Raw genomic sequence first — 18,709 nt, 5'->3', positions numbered from 1 at the left:
CCTTCTACTAAGCTCAGGGCGCACCGTTCAGGATCGCGGTACGCAGGGCAGGCATCACTTACTGCTCAGCCGCACAATCGCGTGCTTGAACACCTTTTTCTTTGGCGTACTCGGCAGACTTGGCATCGATCAGTGGGCGCAAGGTCGTACGGTCGGCCTGAACCCAGTCGGTGATCAGGTTCCACTGCTTGCCGTCCCACTGCTGTACCTTCGCTGCACCGCCGCCCTCATGGTCATCACACGACAGTTTGAGCGGCTGCATGAGGCCCAGAAACCCGATCTCCTTGAGGCGTGCATCGTCGAGGTTCAAGTGCTCCAGGCCCCAGCGTCCCTCTTCACCGTTGAGTGGACGGTTGCCGAATTTTTTCTGCCCGGCGCGTATCGCCTCTACCGCGATGGCCGCGTTCACCAGCCCGGAGTTGTAGTACACGCTGCCAAAACTCTTGGGCTCCTTGAGGTCACTTTTGCCCTTGTCGAGAATGTGCTGCTTGATGCGCTGGTGAATATCGAAGGTGGCACCGCCTGGGTAGGGTGTCAGCGCCAGGTAGCCTTTGCCCGCCTCGCCCGCGGGCAGTACGTCCTCATTCGAGCTGGCCCAAATGTCGCCGACAATGTGGTCTACCGGATAACCGAAGCGTGCCGCCGTCTTGATCGCCACCGGCGTGGACACGCCCCAGGTACGCAGAAATACCCAGTCCGGCTGGAGTTGGCGCACCTTACGCCACTGCGAAGCCTGCTCGTTCCCAGGATCGGCCACCGGGATCTGGATGTTCTCGAAACCATACTTTTCTGCCAGCAGCTGCAGCGGCCCCTGGGTTTCACGGCCGTAGGCGGAGTCGTGATAGACGGTGGCAATCTTCTTGCCCTTGAGCTTGTCCAGGCCCCCCTCGCGCGCTGCTACGTAATTGATGAATGCCGAGGCCTCGCTATAAAAGGTCAACATGGCCGGGAAGTTGTACGGGAACACACTGCCGTCGGTGGCCTCGGTGCGGCCATAGCCGAGCGTGATCAGCGCAATCTTGTCAGCGGCAGCCTTGTCGGCCAGGGCGTACGCAGCGGGTGCTCCGTTGGGCTGATAGAGGGCCACGGGGGCTCCATTGAGGCCGTTCTTGAAGCGCTCATAGCACTCGATACCCTTCTCCGCCGTCCATTCGGTCTCGCATTCCTGCCACACCAACTTGACGCCGTTGATGCCGCCTTCCACTTCATTGATGTAGCGCAGGTAGTCGATCATCCCGGCCCACACCGGAATACCACTGGAGGCATAAGCGCCGACGCGGTAGGTGGCCAGGGGAAAGAATTGTTCTGTGGCGGCGGCCTGTGCTGGCTGTGGCAATGCCGAGTAGAGGCCTAGCGCCAGGGCGAGCGCGGTGGCGCTGTATTTGAGGGTTGCATTCAGGATCATGGGTTCTCTCTCGTCCTTTCGCCGCGCGGCAACCCAAGGGGTGCCGCGGGCAGGTGCTTTCATGAGGCAGGCAGGCTTACTGTTCGGCCGCGCAATCACGTGGGGTGATGCCCTTTTCCTTGGCATAGGCGGCGGACTTGGCCTCGATCAGCGGCCGCAACGTATCGCGGTCGGCTTGCAGCCAGCCCGTCACCAACTGCCACTTCTCCCCGTCCCATTGCTGCACGCGGGCGGCACCACCGCCCTCGTGATCAGCACACGACAGTTTCAAAGGCGGGAGCAAGCCCTCGAAGCCGCTGGCCTTGAGGCGCGCCGCATCGATGTTCAAGTGTTCAAAGCCCCAGCGTGCTTCCTCGCCATTCAACGGGCGATGGCCGAACTTGGTTTGCGCAGTGCGCAGTGCCTCGACCGCGATGGCCGCGTTGATCAAGCCGACGTTGTAGTACACCTTGCCGAAGTAGGCTGGGTCCTTGAGATCGCTCTTGCCGGTGTCGAGGATGTACTGCTTGAGGCGTTTGTGAATCTCGAACTCTGCGCCACCGGGGAACGGTGCCAGCGCCTGGTAGCCCTTGGCCGCGGTGCCGGCCGGAATCACGTCAGCCTCGGAGCCGGCCCAGACGTCACCGATGATGCGATCGACCGCAATGCCAAAGCGTGCTGCGGTCTTGATACCGACCGGCGTGGACACACCCCAGGTGCGCAGAAACACCCAGTCCGGCTTGATCTGGCGCACCTGGCGCCACTGCGCGGACTGTTCGTTACCCGGATCGGCCACCGGGATCTGGATGTTTTCAAAGCCGTACTTCTGCGCCAGCAACGCCATCGGCGCCTGGGTCTCGCGGCCATAGGCAGAGTCGTGGTACACGGTCACGATCTTCTTGCCCTTGAGTTTGTCGAACCCGCCTTCGCGCTGGGCGATGTAGTTGATACCCACCGACGCCTGGCCGTAGTAATTGAGCAACAACGGGAACGCGTAGGGGAACACGCTGCCGTCGGTGGACTCGGTACGCCCGCCCGCACCATCGATCAGCGGGATCCGGTCAGCCGCGCCCTTCTCCATCAACGCATACGAGCCCGGTGTACTGTGGGTGAAGAAGAACGCGGTCGGTGCGCCGTTCAAGCCGCCCTTGTAGCGCTCGTAGCACTCGACGATGCGATCAACGCTCCACTCGGTCTCGCACTCCTGCCAGACCAGCTTGACGCCATTGATGCCGCCCTCGACTTCGTTGATGTAGCGAAAATAATCGATCTCGCCAGCCCACCAAGGGATGCCACTGGAGGCATAGGCGCCGACCCGGTAGGTGGCCATGGGCACAAACTGTTCATTGCTGGCGGCCTGCGCCACCGCGGGCAGCAGGGACTGGAAGCCAAGCGCAAACAAGGCGCTGATGAGGGTACGCTGGAGGGGGTTACGCATGTCGTTCACTTCTTTGAGATGGAGTGTGGTTCGTCCCCTCCCGTGGTCGGGTCAAGGTGCATGGAAATCTTGATCGCGCTAGAAGCGCAGTGGCCAGGTCCTGAGCCGGTCGCGCAGGTTGCCGAACAGGCGTACCAGCCCTTCCGGTTCCTTGATCAGGAACACGATGATCAGCGTGCCAAAGATGATTTTCTGCAGGTTCTGCAACTGACCGGCATCGACATTGCCGCCGAACAACCACTGCCCGGCATGGTTGAGAAAGATCGGCATCAGGCTGATGAACGCGGCACCGACGAAGTTGCCGGCAATGCTGCCCATGCCGCCGATAATGATGATGAACAGGATCTGGAACGAGCGGTTGATATCAAAGCTGCCGGCGCTGGCCGTCCCCAGGTAGGCGAACGCCCAGAGCGCACCGGCAATGCCCAGGTAGAACGAACTGACCGCAAACGCCAGACGCTTGTAGCGATCCACCGGGATGCCGATCACTGCCGCGGCCGTGTCCATGTCCCGGATCGCCATCCAGTTGCGGCCGATCTGGCTGCGCACCAGGTTCACCGCAACCCAGGTCAGCAGCACCACACAGCTCAAGGTCAGCAGGTAGCGGCCAACCGGTGAGGCCAGGCTGTAGCCGAACAGTTCCAGGCGCGGCGCACTGATGGTGCCGGACGACGCATAGTTGTAGAACCAGGGAAACTTGGCAAACACCCACTCAATGAAAAACTGTGCGGCAAGTGTGGTGACCATCAGGTAGAAGCCCTTGATTCTTGCGCTGGGGATGCCGAACAGCATGCCTAGGAATGCGGCAATCAACCCGCCGCCCACCAACGCCAGCGGCAGCGGGATACCCGGCACACGCAGCAACAGGCCATAGGTGGCAAAGGCGCCGACCGCCATGAAGCCGGCAGCGCCGACCGACGTCTGGCCGGTGTAGCCGGTGAGCAGGTTCAAGCCCAGGCCGGCCAGCGACAGCACCAGAAACGGGATCAGGATTGCATTGAGCCAGTAGTCATCGCCCAGCAGCGGCAAGGCCACGAAGGCCACCAGCAGCAGGAGCGCCAGGCCCAGAGGCCAGCGCCGACGTACCAGGGTCAGGGGCGCATCGTCAAAGCTGGCGGTGAGGCGCGCAGTAGTCGTGGTCATACGATCACACTCGTTCGATGGCACGGTCGCCAAACAGGCCGGCCGGGCGGATATAGAGGAATACCAAGGCGAGGAAGTAGGCGAACCAAGGGGTGATGCCACCGCCAATCAGCGGGCCGATATAGGCCTCGGCGAGGTTCTCGGCAGCACCGACAATCAGCCCGCCGACGATGGCTCCGCCAATCGAGGTGAAACCGCCGATGATCAGTACCGGCAGGGCTTTGAGCACCACCAGTGACAGCGAGAACTGCACCCCCTGACGCGCGCCCCACAACAAGCCGGCCACCAGCCCGACCATCCCGGCCACGGCCCAGACAATCTGCCAGATGCGGTTGAGGTTGATGCCAATGGACAAGGCCGCGCGGGTATCGTCCGCCACCGCACGCAGGGCTATACCGATTCGCGTGCGGTTGAACAGCAGCGCCAACAGCGCGACCAGTACTGCGGCAACCGCGGCAGCAACCAGGTCGAACTGGCTGATCATGACCTCGCCCACGAACAACGGGATATCCTCGATGCCCAGGTCCAGCGCCCGTACCTGGGCGCCCATCAGCCCTTGCGCCAGCCCTTCGACGATGAAGGACAGGCCGAGGGTGGCCATGAACAGGGTGATCTGCGAGCGGTTGACCAACGGCCGCAATACCAGGCGTTCGATCAGCAGGGCGCCGATGATCATCACTACCAGGGTCAGGGCCAGCGCCAGCACGAAGGGCACGCCCTGCTCGTGCAGGCTGACAAAGGTCAACGCAGCAAACAGCAGCATCGCACCCTGGGCGAAGTTGAACACGCCACTGGCCTTGTAGATCAGCACAAAACCGATCGCTACCAACGAGTACATGGTGCCGGCGAGCAAGCCACCGATCAGGGTTTCCAAGAAGAAATTCATCAGTGCACGGTCCCCAGGTAGGCAGCGATTACGTCAGGATTGGCCTGCACTTCAGCGGGCGTGCCATCACCGACTTTGCGCCCGTAGTCGAGCACCACGACGTGGGCGCAGAGGTCCATGACCACCTTGATGTCATGCTCAATCAGAATCACCGTGGTGCCCAGGTCGCGGTTGATGTCCGCAATAAAGCGGCTCATTTCCTGTTTTTCCTCGGCATTCATGCCGGCCATGGGTTCGTCGAGCAGTAATAGCGTTGGCTGGGCGATCAGGGCGCGGCCCAGCTCGACGCGCTTTTGCAGGCCATATGCCAGGCTGCCCACCGCGACGTCGCGCCAGAGCTGCAACTCCAGAAACTCCAACACCTGCTCGGCACGTTCGGCGAACACCCGCGCCTCGCGCCGGGCCCGTGGCAAGCCCAGCGCCTGCTCGAGAAAAAAGCTGCGCTGGAAACGCGACAGGCCGGTGAGCAGGTTGTCCAGCACGCTCATGTTCTTGAACAGCGCGTTGTTCTGGAACGTGCGGCCGATGCCCAGGCGCGCTGCCGTCAGGGGATGCGGGCGCTGCAGCCGCTCGGCATCGAACACCAGCTCGCCGGCATCGGCACGGTAGACACCGTTGAGGATGTTCAACAGCGAGCTCTTGCCCGCGCCGTTGGGGCCGATCAACGCGCAGATTTCGCCACGGCGCACGGCGAACGACAGGTCGTTGATGGCCTTCACGCCTTTGAACGACAGGGAGATGTTGCGGACTTCAAGAAGCGTACTCATGCGACACGCTCCAGGTCCTCGTGCAGCCACAACAGCCGGCCAGGGGCACGCTCGGCATCGGCATTGGCCGGGTGTTCAATGTGGGCCCCCCGCTGGAAACCGAGCAAATGGCGCACCCGCGACTTGATCCAGCGACGCAAGCCACGGCGAGGATCCGCCAGGGTCCAGTCGCACAAGCGGCGGCGCCAACTGCCTTGAGGTGCCAGCCGTGCCTCGATTTCCTCAGCCAGTGTCTGTGCACGCTGAGCTGACAACAACAGTGCAGTCGGGGCGATATCACGGCGGTCGCGGCTCGCCGTTTCACGGGTTTCCGGAAAGGCAAAACCTTCGCCACGTTCCAGCCAGCGGCTTAGCACATGAGTCAGGCCCTGGGCCCACTCCGTGCCTTCATCAACCCACACCACCGCATCACGCGCAGCCTGAGCCCACCCCTGACGAGCGTGATACAACGGTTCACCGCTAAACAGTGTCGCCAAGGGCAATACCTGGAACGCTCCGTGCGGTGCGGTGCTGGCCTGGGCGCAGAACAGTCGTAGTGGCGCCAGCGGGTCAAGCCCGGCCAGACGCCAATGCGCAACGGTCTCGCGGCGCTGCACGAAGGCAAAATCCGGTCGTAACAGACGCAACTGCCGCTGCAACACCTCGCCACGGCTCTGCGGGCTGATGACTGCGCTGTATCCACCCAGGCTGTGGGCCGCGATTGCCAAGATCAGCAGGGACGGCTCAATCGCACCGCACAACACCAGCCGCGCTTCAGGCACAAAACCCTGCTGACGCAGGCCGGCAGCGCACCGTTCAACTTCACGCAACACATCGATCCAGCGCCAGGCCTTCCAAGTGCCTTGGCGACGATGACGCAGGGCGATCTGCAACGGTTTTTCCCTGGCCCAGCGACGCAGCGCCGACAGGGCAAAGTCCGGCACCACGTCAAGCGGCCGGGTGTTCAGCTCATGGACCTTCATAGGCAACTCCTGGAAGGCCCAGACCGCTCATCTCAACGATGCTCAACTGCATTTCACGTGGCACTGGGCTGCTCCTGTCTACTCAGCTTCGCACCACTCTCAGGTGCGTTTGCAAGCTATGTAACAGGATCCGTGCCAACAGATAATTTCTGTTTATTTTCAGATACTTAGATTGAAAATAATGCCACCGACTCGTGCCTGCGTGGCGACAGCCTGTTGATCAACTGTTCGTGCATGAACAGTTGATCGGCGTGTGTGAACATCAACACGCACCTCGACATAAGGAACGAGCATCGCTCTACACGGCGAACTCAGGTTCCGTGCGCACTAATTGACGCTTCACACTCTCCAGATGCAGGCGTGCACTCTCGGCATTGCCGATCAGCATTTGCCGACAGGCCGCACTGGCAACTTCATGGCGTACACGCTGCAAGGGTCTGCCGCTAGCCATTGCCTTGAGCTGCACCTCGTCGGCCCGCTCCAGGTAGTACAGATCATCCCAGGCCTCGGCGATGCTCGGCCCCAGTACCAGCGGGCCATGGTTCTTCAGCATCACCACATCTGCCGTCCCCGCCGCCCGGGCGATGCGCTCACCTTCGGTGGCGTCCAGCGCCAGGCCGTTGTAATCCTCGTCCACGGCCAGGCGCTCGTAGAACTTCAGCGATGTTTGTCCGGCCCAGGCAAAGGGCTGCCCCTCCAGCATGCACAGCGCCGTCGCGTGAGGCATGTGGGTGTGGAAGGCCGCAGTCGCCCGGGGGTTGAGGCGGTGCAGCTGTGCATGAATGAAAAACGCCGCGGCCTCTGGCTGGCCCTCACCCGCCACCACGCGACCGTGGAAGTCGCAGATCAGCAGCGACGAGGCCGTGACCTCGGCAAACGCCAGGCCATACGGGTTGACCAGAAACAGGTCCCGGTGCCCCGGCAGCACGAAGGAAAAATGATTGCAAATACCTTCGCCCATTCCCAGCAGGGCCGCCATGCGAAAGCAGGCTGCCAGGTCGATTCGGGCCTGACGAATCTCTGGGCTGTCCAACGTGCCCGCCAGCGGAAATGCACTGGGCGTGTCACTCCGCACTTTTCACCAGCCTCTGCGGGCGGAATCAAAAGCGGCCCACCGCAAGGTCGAAACGATTCTCCTGGCCGCTCTTGCAAAGGTACCGGGCACTCAAGAACAACGCTCTGCGGGTTTGGCTGCTCCGGTGCGACTCATGCGCGGGCAGCAGGCCCGCCCTCTGACGACCGCCTTGGCCTGCCGGGCTTGGGCCAACCCCACCCGAGGTTCATCCCGGCAGCAGCCAGCAGGATGGCCACCGCACCCGCCAACTGCAGAGCACTGAGCGCATGGTCGAAAGCCACCCAGTCAACCAGAATGGCCACCACCGGATAGATGAAAGACAAGGAGCCAATCAGCGCAGTAGGAATTTTCTGGATCGCACCATACAGCAGTGTCGACATCAGCCCGGTATGTACCGCCCCGATGGTGATCAGATACCCCCAGTTCTGCGCCTGTTCAGTCGCATCGGGCATATGCGCCCAAGGCCAGAGCATGGCTACGCCGACCAGCAGTTGCACCAGCACAATCAGATGTGGCGGCACATCCTTCAGACGCTTGGCGATGATTGCAGCGATCGCGTAGAAAAAAGCCGAAGCCAGGGCAAGCACGACACCCGTCAGGTAATGTGCGCCCGCAGCGCCAGACGTGGAAGAAACAATCAGCAGCATGCCGAGGAAAGCCAGCACCAACCACCCTGCCCCGGTTGCCGAAAGCCGTTCGCCGAACAGCAGTACTCCCAGCGCCACCAGCATGAACGGCTGGGTGTGGTAGACCACCGTGGCAACCGCAATGGATGCCTGATCGTAAGCCCTGAACAACAGCAACCAGTTGCAGACCAGGGCTACACCGCCCAGCAGCATCCAGCCCCACTGCCGCTGCGTCACCCGAACATTGCGCAAGACGCCCAGGCACCAGCAGGCCAAGCTCATGACGCCAGCACCGAACAGGCAGCGCCAGAACACCACCGACAAAGCGGACTGGCCAGACTGCACCACAAACCACCCGACGGTGCCGGAAACGGACATGGCGGCAATCATTTCAAGCGTTCCACGCGAACGGGTCTTCATTCTGCAACATCCTGTTTGTGCACGGTCATTCATGGGATGATGAACAACCGCAGTACACCAAAACGAACAATCGGATGCCATAATGGCCGCTACAGACCCGTCCAGTCAACTCATAACGAACACATGACCGATATAACGAACAATCTTACCCCCATCACACTCCTCGCCAATGCGATCAGGCGCGAACGCTTGCAGGCGGGGCTGTCGGTAAGCGATCTCGCCCGCCGCGCCAGCATCGCGAAGTCCACGCTCTCGCAATTGGAATCAGGATCCGGCAACCCCAGCATCGAAACGTTATGGTCGCTGGCCACAGCCATGGGCATTCAGGTCACGCGCTTTTTCGAACAGCCTGTGCAACAGGTAACAGTGATTCGCGCAGGGGAAGGATCGCCTATCATCGCGGACGATGCCGAATACGCAGCAACGCTCTTGGCTGACTGCCCGCCTGGTGTACGTCGTGACATGTACCGGGTGGTCGCTCAGCCCGGCCAGCCACACCGATCCCAGGCGCACCCGACGGGTACTTTTGAACATGTGTTTGTTTGTCAGGGCTGCGCCTATGCTGGCCCGGCCAGTGGACCAACGCTTCTGCGAACCGGGGACTACATGAGATATCCGGCGAATCAGCCTCATGTGTTTGAGGCGCTGGAGTCGAACACCCTTGCGCTCATGCTGATCGAGCATAACTGAAGCGCCTTGCTGAGCCTGGCCAGGCCTGGTTGCCATTTACGGTCGATCAGGGCCTTTGAGGGAAACGCCAGATTGTGCCGGGCTGTCAACACAGCACGCCTCGACGTTTGACTGCCCCGGTGCATATAGCAAGCGTGGGGCTTCAAACATCGCCTCACCCCAATTGATCAACCATGACCGCATTGCTATAGACCAGAGCACCGTCAGCGGCACGGTGCCCGACCAAATGAAACTGACCGCGTTGGTCACGTGCACTCAAGTAAACGCGAAACTGGCAATCCGACAACGGGCCACACTCCGGAGGCATGATCAAATCCATCTGGCTGATGTCGACATCAACCATCACCTCGGGCGCGTTGGTCTTTTTCAACTGCTCTTCAGCCGCCTCAAGGCGAACATGATCCGCGCCACTGACGTGAAAATGAATTTGCCCCAACTCGATGGGGGGGGCCTCGCTACTGGTCTTGTACCAGCCTTCTATAGTCAAGGTGTTCATGGACAGTGCTCCTGAGGTGAACGCCCCGACATTGACGCTGGATCGGGGCGCACGCTGGGCTAGCGCTTGATGAGGGAAATCTTGGTGCCCTCAATGCTGATACCCGCCATCAACCCTTGCTGATCGAAGACAAACGCATAGGCATCGTGCTGCAACGACGAACTCGATAGATTCTTCGCCACGCCTTGATCAACGACGACGACGGTAGGCCCGACGCCGACCTCCCAGCCCTTCGTGTCGCGCACATATTGCAGGGCTTTGTCGGTCATCAAGAACACGGCATAAGCGTAGGATTGGGCGCCTGCCTGCAGCCCCCAGGAGCCGGTCACCGAGTTGTAGTAGCCGTCCACTTTGGAGCCGATCAACAACTCGCCTTCACCATAACTGCCACCAAACACCAGGCCGGCCTTGACGATGTTAGGGAACACGAGCACAGCCTTGGCGGTGCGCGACAGGGTCTGAGCCAATGGGTCTGCCTTGTAGAGCATCTGCAAGGCCTGTTGGGAATCTTTGTCCAGGTCCGCGGCCGTTGCAGCACTGGCACTGTTAATGAGCCCTGCCGATGCCAATGACAGGACGACAAAAGCCATCGAAAACAATAACCGTAGTGAATGTTTCATTGCTGAACTCCAATACCCGAAATAGAAAGGAAGTGATCGTGGGCTGTGCGACTGACATCCGTCAGTCGGTTACAACCGCCCCATCAGCAGCAACACGATGAGAATGATCACCACGATGCCCAACCCGCCGGTCGGTCCGTATCCCCAGTTCCTGCTGTGCGGCCAGCTCGGAAACACGCCGATCAGTAGCAGGATCAAGATGATTAATAGAATTGTGCCCACGCTCATGGCTGTTTCCTCGAGCGCGCGAAAGAAAAGAGCAGGCTTTATCGCTGTCGCGCGCGCACAGCGATCTGACACGATCAGCGTGAGCCTTTGGCAGACAATGTTCTGTACGGTGCCGCACAGACGCCAGGGTCTTTTGCGCCGAGCCTGTTGAACGTGGGCGTCACTGAGAACGCTCGACACGAAGCCCCCTTATCGCAAAAAGAACCTGGAGAACCTCATGAACAAGGATCAAGTAAAAGGCAGAGCCAAAGAAATTGAAGGCACGATCAAGGAAGTCGCAGGCAAGGCTGTTGGCAACAAAAACCTGGAAAACAAAGGAAAGATCGAGAAAACGATTGGCAATGTTCAGGCAGGCATTGGCGACCTGAAGGAAGATTTGAAACGCTGATCCAACTCGATGATCGGGTCCATTCAAAAGCATAAACAGCGCAGCCGGTGTACAGCGAGCTGAACCCACTCTGGCAACCACACGAGTACGTGCTGTAGCGAACAGACGGTCGGGCAAACGTTGCCCAAACTTTCTGCACGAGACCGTACAGCACCGCTCTCGTCACTGTCACCGTGCTGCAGGACAATCACGTGCCAGCCAAAACACCACGGCAGGTGGAGAACCACCTGCTTCAGGGCCTGCCTGAAAAGGACCTCAACCCGATACTGGATCAGTGCCAGCACGTCGACCTGGCCTTTGGCAGCGTGCTGTGTGAGCCTGGCCAGCCCCTGCTGCATGTGTACTTCCCAAGCACCGCATTCATTTCCCTGATGACGACGCTAAGCGGCCATCCACCCCTTGAAATAGGTCTGGTCGGTTACGAAGGCATGCTCGGTGCGACCCTTGCACTAGGTGCCAACACCGCCCCCATGCGGGCGATCGTACAAGGGCCCGGCAGCAGCCTGCGAATGGAGTGTGCACAGCTGAAAATCGCGCTCCACGAGCATCCCGTGCTGTTGCAACGGTTGAATCAATACCTGTACCTGTTCCTCACGCAACTGGCGCAAACGGCAGCCTGCACTCATTTCCATGAGATCGAGCCGCGCCTGGCGCGCTGGCTACTGATGACTCATGACCGCGCACATGCCAACCATTTTTATCTGACGCACGCGCTCCTGGCGAACATGCTTGGCGTAAGGCGCAGTGGCGTGACCCTGGCTGCCGGAGCCCTGCAAGAGCGCAACTTGATTCGATACTCCCGTGGCGACATTACCATCCTTGACCGCAAGGGATTGGAAGCTGCGTCATGCGAATGCTACTGCGCGCTCCACACCGAAGCCTGAAAATCACGCCCAGAGCACTGTGTGCGATGGCGTACATACCCTGCCCCTCTACAAGGCCAGAATGGAGCCAGGGAAAAGCAGCATTCGCTGCAACAGGCGTAATCATGAACACCATGACTGATTCACTCGCAGTAACGCGCATCAATGCGCAGTGCCATCCACTGGTACGTTACCTCAACAAGCTAAGCGGCATTCGCTACTCAGCCCTTTATGAGCAGACCGGCTGCTACGAGCTGGACCCTTTGTACGGAAAAACCCGACATGCTACCGACGAAGAGCTGGCCAATACCGAGGTCTGGGAGCGACTGCCTTGAGTCACACGCGTACGAAGTCAAACAGGACTCACACTGAAGGTTTGAGCATGCGCCTCGTATCAGTAGCCACAGCTGCCGGCTTCGCACTTGTCCTGCTCTGCAACCAGGCCGTTGCCGCCGACCCTGAGCCAAACAAGGCCGCAACGGTCGACAAGGCAAAGGCCCTGGAACAGAAAGCTGCGGCGAACCAGAGCACGACATCGTTACCCAGGGCCGAGCCCCTCACAAAGCCTGAAGCGCAAGCCGTGGACCCTGTGGGCGCAGCCTCCCTGGACAATACAATTAGCTGCCTTTCACGCACCATCTACTGGGAAGCCAAAGGCGGTGCGCCTGCCGACATGGAAGCGGTAGCCAGCGTCGTCCTGAACCGAGTAGGTCATGCAGGCTTTCCAGGCACGGTTTGCGAAGTGGTCAAACAAGGCTCCGAACAGCATGCCTGTCAATTTTCCTGGTGGTGTGACGGCAATTCTGATCATGTAGATGAAGACGCGCCCTACCTGCTTGCCAAGGAGGTAGCACGCAAGGCGCTCAACCAACAACTCACCGACCGAACAGGCGGCGCGTTGTACTTCCATAGCAAAGGCGTAACACCCGATTGGGCCAAGCAATACACCAAGACGGCCGAAACAGGAAAGTTCCTCTTTTACAAGCCTCACGACGGGACAGCACGATAGCGCCGGCGGCGAGACACACGGTGAGCCTGTTCAGTGAGAAGTGGTATGGCTAAGGACTGTATGGGCAAGAAGACGATCGGTTTCTTTCTTTACAACGGCATAACACTCGCAACACAGCGCCTCGAGCTTCGCGCGATCCAACACCTCTATATGGCCACGGCTGTACTCGATCACCCCGAGTTTCTGTAATTTACCCGCAGCTTCCGTGACGCCCTCGCGACGCACGCCAAGCATGTTGGCAATCAGTTCCTGGGTCATGATCAGCTGATTACTCGGCAAGCGATCCAGCGACAGCAGCAACCAACGACACAGCTGCTGGTCGATTGAGTGATGGCGATTGCACACTGCGGTCTGTGCCATTTGAGTAATCAAGGCCTGGGTGTAGCGCAGCAACAGCTGCATCATCTCGCCATGCCGGTTGAACTCACTTTTCAGGCGATGCCCCGCCAGCCGGTAGGCATGCCCTGCACTCTGCACAATGGCCCGGCTCGGAGTGCTTTCGCCGCCCATGAACACGGCTATGCCAACGAGCCCTTCGTTACCTACAACAGAAATTTCCGCCGAGGCCCCGTCTTCCATCACGTAAAGCAGGGAAATGATGGCGTCGGTAGGGAAATAGACATACTGAAGAGAATCACCTGACTCATACACGACCTTGCCCAAGGGCAAGACGACCAACTCCAACTGGGGAATCAGCCGCTCTTGTACCTCGATGGGCAACGCCGCCAACAGACGGTTCTGCAACGGGTGGAGACGCTCAGACATGGTTTCACCAATGGTGCCAATGGCCTGCAAATACACGGGTTTTCACAATGATAGACCCGCGGGTGCATTTCCACATCCAGGCGCCCCGTGCACAAGGATTCAATTTTCTGTAGTACCTGGGCCTGCAGTAGAGGATGCTGGACAAGGTTAAGACGCGCCCCAGGTTGCCTGACTGCCATGTCTATTGCCCTATGGTCCCTACTCCTCGGGTTTTTACTCATCACCATGGTGCTGGGTGGAACCCTGCTCGCTCGGTTGCTGCTGAGCAGCGCCATGGTCTACCTCTTTGTCGGCTACACGCTGGGGCCTGCGGGGCTCGCGGTGATCACCCTGAACCCTGCGCATCATGCCGATGTGCTGGCATGGGTCGCCGAGGTCGCAGTGCTTATCTCACTGTTCAACGTGGGATTGAAGATGGGTGCCGTTCCATTCTCCGACAGGCGCTGGAGGGTGCCGCTACGCTTGGCACTCATCTCCATGGTGCTCACGGTAGGGCTTATCACCGCTGTCGGTGTCTGGGGACTGGGGCTGCCACTGGGTGCCGCTGTGTTGCTGGGAGGCATCCTTGCCCCGACAGACCCTGTACTGGCTTCCGGGGTGCAAACTGACAGTGAAGTCCATCCAGATCGCCTGCGTTTCAGCCTTTCCGGAGAAGGTGGCTTGAACGACGGAACGGCGTTTCCCTTCGTGATGCTGGGCCTCGGGCTGCTGGGGTTGCACGACCTCGGCACGGGTGGCTGGCGCTGGTGGGCAATAGACCTGATCTGGGCCACAGCGGGAGGCCTGCTGATCGGCGCTGCGTTAGGCGCAATCATCGGCCGCCTCGTTGTTCACCTGCGTACGCGCTATAAGCTGGCCGTAGGCCTGGACGAATTCCTCTCACTCGGTCTTCTGGCGATGGCTTATGGCGCTGCGCAACTGAGCCTGGCATCCGGCTTCCTGGCCGTATTCGCCGCAGGGCTGGCGCTGCAACGGGTCAAGGAGCAACCGAAGCCCAATACGGCATCACTGAGCACGAGGCCTGGGGTAAGCGGCCACGCCTACGAGGCATTGGCCACGCACTCCCACCATGCCAGCGCAACCATGACGAGCGCAGTGATCGGGTTCAATGAACAACTCGAAAAGTTGGCCGAACTTGGGATGGTACTGTTCGTGGGGGCATTACTGCCCTACGTGGTTTATTGGCCAGCCTTGTGGTGGTTCATACCCTTGTTGTTCGTGCTCCTGCGCTCGCTGGCCGTTGCGATTGGGATGCTGGGCGAACCCATGCGCACACCACGGCGCGCGATGATCTGCTGGTTCGGGATACGCGGAATAGGTTCCATCTTTTACCTGATGTTCGCCAATCGCCATGGCCTGCCCCCCCACGTGGCTCAACAATTGATAACCCTGACGTTGGTGACCGTCACTGTCTCTATCGTGGTACACGGTATGTCGGTTCTGCCTCTGATGAAGTGGTATGAACACCAAGACTAACCCTTGCAGTAACGCTGATGTGCGCGTTCCAGCGCATACCAGACAACGCCAACTTAAGCGCGGTAACGCACCGACGCCAACCGCCTGCGCTGTCACAGTGCACTCCAGCCCGATGCAATGATGCACGCCTGTCGGGCCTCCATCATAGAGGGTGCACGCTGATGCAAAGACAATTACGCAACCTGATACTCGCCGCCAGCATCTCACTGGCAATAGGCGCCACAAACGGCATCGCCGCAGCGAATGCCAAGACCTTCACGGATACACGACAGGAAACCCAAATCTGGACGACCTTTGCGTTGAATCCTTATTTGCGTGCCAACGACCTGAACGTATCGGTGGCAGATGGCAAAGCCACACTGAGCGGTTACGTGGATGAAAGCCCTCATAAAGACCTGGCGAACGCCATTGCTCTGGGTGTCGGTGGGATTGATGCCGTCGACAACCAGATCATCGTCCAGCCTGATTACGTTGCGCCTGTTTCCTCCGCAGCGCGCAGCTACGGCACCATGATTGACGATGCCACCATCACTGCCGCGGTGAAATCGAAGTTGCTGTGGAGCAAACAGGCCGATGGCATGTCCGCTAACGTCCAGACCGAGTCAGGCAAGGTAACACTGCGTGGTACCGCCAACAGCAACGCTGACCGGGAGCTGGCCGGCCGTCTGGCCAGAAATACCCACGGCGTCGTGAAGGTAGATAATCAATTGGTCATTGAGCCGTCCGAGCCAACGATGACCGATAGCACCCAAAGCGCCGCGAATGCAGCGGGACGAGATGTTGCCGACAGCTGGATTACGACAAAGGTCAAATCCACCCTTATGTACTCCAGCAACGTCAACGGCAGCGGCATTACGGTCAACACCAAGGACGGTATCGTCACGTTGAATGGTACGGTGGAGAACGAAACGGAACGTGATCTGGCGATCGAACTCGCGCAAAACGTGAAAGGTGTGACGAGCGTGCAATCGACCGATCTACGGTACTGAAACACGCCTTTGAAGCTTCGCCATGCAGCCTTGCGAGCAGCCTGCACGGCGAATCTTCCAGGTTGCGGTTCCGCTATTACCCTCACCTCGCAGAGGGACAGCCAATGAGTCTGCTAGCCGTGTGGAAATGTGTGCGTATTCCACTGATGCTGTGCCTGGTTGTGTTCCTGGCATTTCTGATTTCCTGCAGCACATTACCGAGAATAGTGCCCGACATGGCTCGCGCGCACTCGCCTCCGATACAGTTCGATGGGATACACGGTCCGCTGTCAGCCGAGCGCAGCAAGGCCATTCTCGACCGGCTCAAATCCACCGGCGTAAAGACCGATATTTTCGACGTGCACCTGGCCATTGAAGAGTCCATCGTCGGCAGCCCGCTGACCGAGGGAAACAAGGTCGATTTACTGCAAGACGGGCCAGCAACCTACCAAGCGATGATCAAAGCCGTAGAGGCGGCGCGCGACCATATCAACATGGAGACCTATATTCTTGATGATGATGAAGTTGGCCGGCGCTTCGCCAACGCACTGATCGCTCGGCAACGACAGGGTGTACAAGTCAATCTGATCCGCGACAGCGTCGGCACCCTTGCCACCCCCCAAGCGTTTTTCACTCGATTGACCGACGCGGGTATCAAGGTTCTGGAGTACAACCCGGTCAATCCAATGACGGCCAAGGCAGGCTGGGACGTGAATCAGCGCGACCATAGAAAGCTGCTGATAATAGACGGGCGTACAGCCTTCCTCGGTGGGATCAACATCAGTAGTGTCTATTCGGGCGGCTCATTTGGCGCTCGCACGAAGATACGTCCGAGCGGTGATTTACCCTGGCGCGATACCGACTTGCGTATTGAGGGGCCCGTGGTTGCGGAACTACAGAAATTGTTTATCCACACATGGGCGAGTCAGAAAGGCGACGCTCTGACGGCACGTCACTACTTTCCGCCCCCCGAGCGCAAAGGTACCGAAGTTGTACGTGCCATTGGCAGTTCGCCCGATGAGCCTTTCAGCCTGATCTATGCAACGCTGATCTCCGCGCTGCAGAACGCGCAGACCGAAATATGGCTGACCAACGCCTACTTCGTGCCCGACCCGCAGTTGCTGGAAGCGCTCAAGGACGCGGTCGCGCGGGGCGTCGACGTCAAGCTGGTATTGCCCAGCAGCACTGATTCCTGGCTGGTGTTCCACGCCGGCCGCGCCTACTACAGCGAACTGCTAGCCGCCAAGGTCAAGCTGTACGAACGCCGCGATGCGCTGCTGCACGTCAAGACGGCAGTCATCGATGGTGTGTGGTCGAGTGTTGGCTCTACCAACCTCGACTGGCGCAGCTTCCTGCACAACGATGAAGTCAACGTTGTCGTACTGGGCACCGAATTCGGAAAAAAAATGCAGGCCGCGTTCCAGGCCGACCTGGCCAATTCAACCGAGATCACGCTGGAACAATGGCGACACCGCTCAATGGGCGTGAGGATCAAAGAACTGATGGGCCGGCTATGGGAGTACTGGCTATGAGCCAAGCAGCGCTGCGCTGGAGTACTGTTCTCAAAATAACCCTGCTCTGCACCCTGATGGGACTGCCGCAGGCCCATGCCCAGGACGCAGCCCAGACGTTGAAAGCACGCTACGGCGCTCTAGAGCAGAAATTGACGCACAACCCATTCAATAGACCGCTGGTTCTCCTGTCGAGCGAATACCCCAATGGCCTCAAAGGCGAAGTCTATGCAGTCGTCGAGTACCCCTTCGACGTGGTCAATTCACAGCTTGGGGAGATCAAACACTGGTGCGATATCCTCATCCTGCATCAGAACGTCAAACGTTGCATCAACGCCAACACCAGTGCTGGCCCGACGCTGCAACTCAGTATTGGCCAAAAATCGAACTCGTCCCTGGCCGATGCCTACCCCTTCACGTTTCTTTATACCGCGGCTGCGTCAAACGCCGACTACCTGAACATCTTGCTGAAAGCGGCCGAGGGGCCATTGGATACACGCCTGTTTCGTATCGAACTGGAAGCGGTGCCGCTGGACGCCCAGCGCAGCTTCCTGCACCTGTCCTACTCCTATACGTATGGCCTTTCCGCACGTCTGGCCATGGTGGGTTACCTGGCCACGACCGGGCACAACAAGGTCGGTTTCAGTATCGTTGGCCAAAATAGCAGCGGAGAGTCTGTCTACGTGGGTAATACCCTGGGTGTGATTGAGCGCAATACGATGCGCTACTACCTGGCAATAGACGCTTACCTGTCCACGCTGCTCGTGCCACCGCCGGCACAGCAGGAGCAACGCCTGAGAGCCTGGCACGCGGCTGTTGAGCGCTATCCGCAACAACTCCATGAGCTTGAACTCGGCCCCTACCTGAAAATGAAACGCGAGGAAATTCAACGCCAGCAGATAACACTTCTGAAGTAAGCCGATGCCTTCCCGTTTTGCCGCCCTGAGCGTGCTCTCGCCCAAAGACCGGTGCTGCTAACGTCTACGAGTTGCAC

At 59.5% G+C, this 18,709-nt stretch carries 21 protein-coding genes; 9 read left to right on the top strand and 12 right to left on the bottom strand.

The window, feature by feature from the left end; translation table 11 throughout:
• Positions 1–58: 58 nt before the first annotated feature.
• The 8 genes from AB7M23_RS15835 to AB7M23_RS15800 form a co-directional block, all read right to left on the bottom strand.
• Positions 59–1,399, bottom strand: a complete 1,341-nt coding sequence (locus AB7M23_RS15835; RefSeq protein ID WP_454242184.1) for an ABC transporter substrate-binding protein — start codon at positions 1,397–1,399, stop codon at positions 59–61.
• Positions 1,400–1,481: 82 nt separating this feature from the next.
• Positions 1,482–2,822 carry an ABC transporter substrate-binding protein gene (locus AB7M23_RS15830; RefSeq protein ID WP_099774284.1) on the bottom strand — a complete coding sequence of 447 codons (1,341 nt, stop codon included), beginning with the start codon at positions 2,820–2,822 and terminating at the stop codon, positions 1,482–1,484.
• 78 nt (positions 2,823–2,900) lie between these two features.
• On the bottom strand, positions 2,901–3,965 hold the full coding sequence (locus AB7M23_RS15825; RefSeq protein WP_454241279.1) for a branched-chain amino acid ABC transporter permease: 1,065 nt from the start codon (positions 3,963–3,965) through the stop codon (positions 2,901–2,903).
• Between the two features lie 4 nt (positions 3,966–3,969).
• Positions 3,970–4,851 (bottom strand): branched-chain amino acid ABC transporter permease, encoded by an 882-nt coding sequence (locus AB7M23_RS15820; protein WP_099774282.1) that lies wholly within the window; start codon positions 4,849–4,851, stop codon positions 3,970–3,972.
• Complete coding sequence (locus tag AB7M23_RS15815; RefSeq protein ID WP_454241278.1) at positions 4,851–5,618, bottom strand: ABC transporter ATP-binding protein; 768 nt, start codon at positions 5,616–5,618, stop codon at positions 4,851–4,853. The genes AB7M23_RS15820 and AB7M23_RS15815 overlap by 1 nt, the downstream gene beginning before the upstream one ends.
• The gene (locus tag AB7M23_RS15810; protein WP_454241277.1) at positions 5,615–6,580 is read right to left on the bottom strand and encodes an AMP-binding protein; all 966 of its coding nucleotides are present in this window, start codon (positions 6,578–6,580) and stop codon (positions 5,615–5,617) included. Before AB7M23_RS15810 ends, AB7M23_RS15815 begins: the two co-directional genes overlap by 4 nt.
• A 298-nt stretch (positions 6,581–6,878) precedes the next feature.
• Complete coding sequence (locus AB7M23_RS15805; protein ID WP_454241276.1) at positions 6,879–7,613, bottom strand: aldolase; 735 nt, start codon at positions 7,611–7,613, stop codon at positions 6,879–6,881.
• A gap of 173 nt (positions 7,614–7,786) precedes the next feature.
• Positions 7,787–8,701: a DMT family transporter gene (locus AB7M23_RS15800; RefSeq protein ID WP_454241275.1), complete on the bottom strand. Its 915-nt coding sequence runs from the start codon at positions 8,699–8,701 to the stop codon at positions 7,787–7,789.
• A gap of 123 nt (positions 8,702–8,824) precedes the next feature.
• Between AB7M23_RS15800 and AB7M23_RS15795 the strand changes: the two genes are divergently transcribed.
• Positions 8,825–9,391, top strand: a complete 567-nt coding sequence (locus tag AB7M23_RS15795; RefSeq protein WP_454241274.1) for a helix-turn-helix domain-containing protein — start codon at positions 8,825–8,827, stop codon at positions 9,389–9,391.
• A gap of 154 nt (positions 9,392–9,545) precedes the next feature.
• On the opposite strand, the gene AB7M23_RS15790 is transcribed toward AB7M23_RS15795, so the two are convergent.
• The 3 genes from AB7M23_RS15790 to AB7M23_RS15780 form a co-directional block, all read right to left on the bottom strand.
• Entirely contained in the window at positions 9,546–9,887 is a 342-nt protein-coding gene (locus AB7M23_RS15790) for a hypothetical protein (protein WP_454241273.1), read from the bottom strand.
• 59 nt (positions 9,888–9,946) lie between these two features.
• Positions 9,947–10,507 carry a lipid-binding SYLF domain-containing protein gene (locus tag AB7M23_RS15785; RefSeq protein ID WP_330523131.1) on the bottom strand — a complete coding sequence of 187 codons (561 nt, stop codon included), beginning with the start codon at positions 10,505–10,507 and terminating at the stop codon, positions 9,947–9,949.
• Positions 10,508–10,576: 69 nt separating this feature from the next.
• Positions 10,577–10,735, bottom strand: a complete 159-nt coding sequence (locus AB7M23_RS15780) for a DUF3309 family protein (RefSeq protein WP_330523130.1) — start codon at positions 10,733–10,735, stop codon at positions 10,577–10,579.
• Positions 10,736–10,952: 217 nt separating this feature from the next.
• Here AB7M23_RS15780 and AB7M23_RS15775 point away from each other — a divergent pair, with 217 nt between their 5' ends.
• From AB7M23_RS15775 to AB7M23_RS15760, 4 genes are all read left to right on the top strand, one after another.
• Complete coding sequence (locus AB7M23_RS15775) at positions 10,953–11,123, top strand: CsbD family protein (protein ID WP_454241272.1); 171 nt, start codon at positions 10,953–10,955, stop codon at positions 11,121–11,123.
• Between the two features lie 191 nt (positions 11,124–11,314).
• Positions 11,315–12,007, top strand: a complete 693-nt coding sequence (locus AB7M23_RS15770; protein ID WP_454241271.1) for a Crp/Fnr family transcriptional regulator — start codon at positions 11,315–11,317, stop codon at positions 12,005–12,007.
• A gap of 104 nt (positions 12,008–12,111) precedes the next feature.
• Positions 12,112–12,321, top strand: a complete 210-nt coding sequence (locus AB7M23_RS15765) for a hypothetical protein (protein ID WP_454241270.1) — start codon at positions 12,112–12,114, stop codon at positions 12,319–12,321.
• Positions 12,322–12,368: 47 nt separating this feature from the next.
• Positions 12,369–12,995 carry a cell wall hydrolase gene (locus AB7M23_RS15760; RefSeq protein WP_454241269.1) on the top strand — a complete coding sequence of 209 codons (627 nt, stop codon included), beginning with the start codon at positions 12,369–12,371 and terminating at the stop codon, positions 12,993–12,995.
• Between the two features lie 30 nt (positions 12,996–13,025).
• Here AB7M23_RS15760 and AB7M23_RS15755 read toward each other — a convergent pair whose 3' ends face one another.
• Positions 13,026–13,760 carry a Crp/Fnr family transcriptional regulator gene (locus AB7M23_RS15755; protein WP_454241268.1) on the bottom strand — a complete coding sequence of 245 codons (735 nt, stop codon included), beginning with the start codon at positions 13,758–13,760 and terminating at the stop codon, positions 13,026–13,028.
• A gap of 177 nt (positions 13,761–13,937) precedes the next feature.
• On the opposite strand from AB7M23_RS15755, the gene AB7M23_RS15750 reads away from it, so the two are divergent.
• The 4 genes from AB7M23_RS15750 (at position 13,938) to AB7M23_RS15735 (ending at position 18,632) form a co-directional block, all read left to right on the top strand.
• Positions 13,938–15,236: a cation:proton antiporter gene (locus tag AB7M23_RS15750; RefSeq protein ID WP_454241267.1), complete on the top strand. Its 1,299-nt coding sequence runs from the start codon at positions 13,938–13,940 to the stop codon at positions 15,234–15,236.
• Positions 15,237–15,397: 161 nt separating this feature from the next.
• Complete coding sequence (locus AB7M23_RS15745; RefSeq protein ID WP_454241266.1) at positions 15,398–16,225, top strand: BON domain-containing protein; 828 nt, start codon at positions 15,398–15,400, stop codon at positions 16,223–16,225.
• Between the two features lie 104 nt (positions 16,226–16,329).
• A complete protein-coding gene (cls, locus tag AB7M23_RS15740; protein WP_454241265.1) occupies positions 16,330–17,736 on the top strand; it encodes a cardiolipin synthase in 1,407 nt (468 codons plus the stop codon).
• Positions 17,733–18,632: a hypothetical protein gene (locus AB7M23_RS15735; RefSeq protein WP_454241264.1), complete on the top strand. Its 900-nt coding sequence runs from the start codon at positions 17,733–17,735 to the stop codon at positions 18,630–18,632. Before cls ends, AB7M23_RS15735 begins: the two co-directional genes overlap by 4 nt.
• Positions 18,633–18,709: the final 77 nt, after the last annotated feature.

It is taken from the genome of Pseudomonas sp. HLS-6 TE3448 (genome assembly GCF_053629555.1).
Note: the sequence above shows the minus strand (reverse complement) of the source record. Positions and strands in the feature narration are given on the sequence as shown.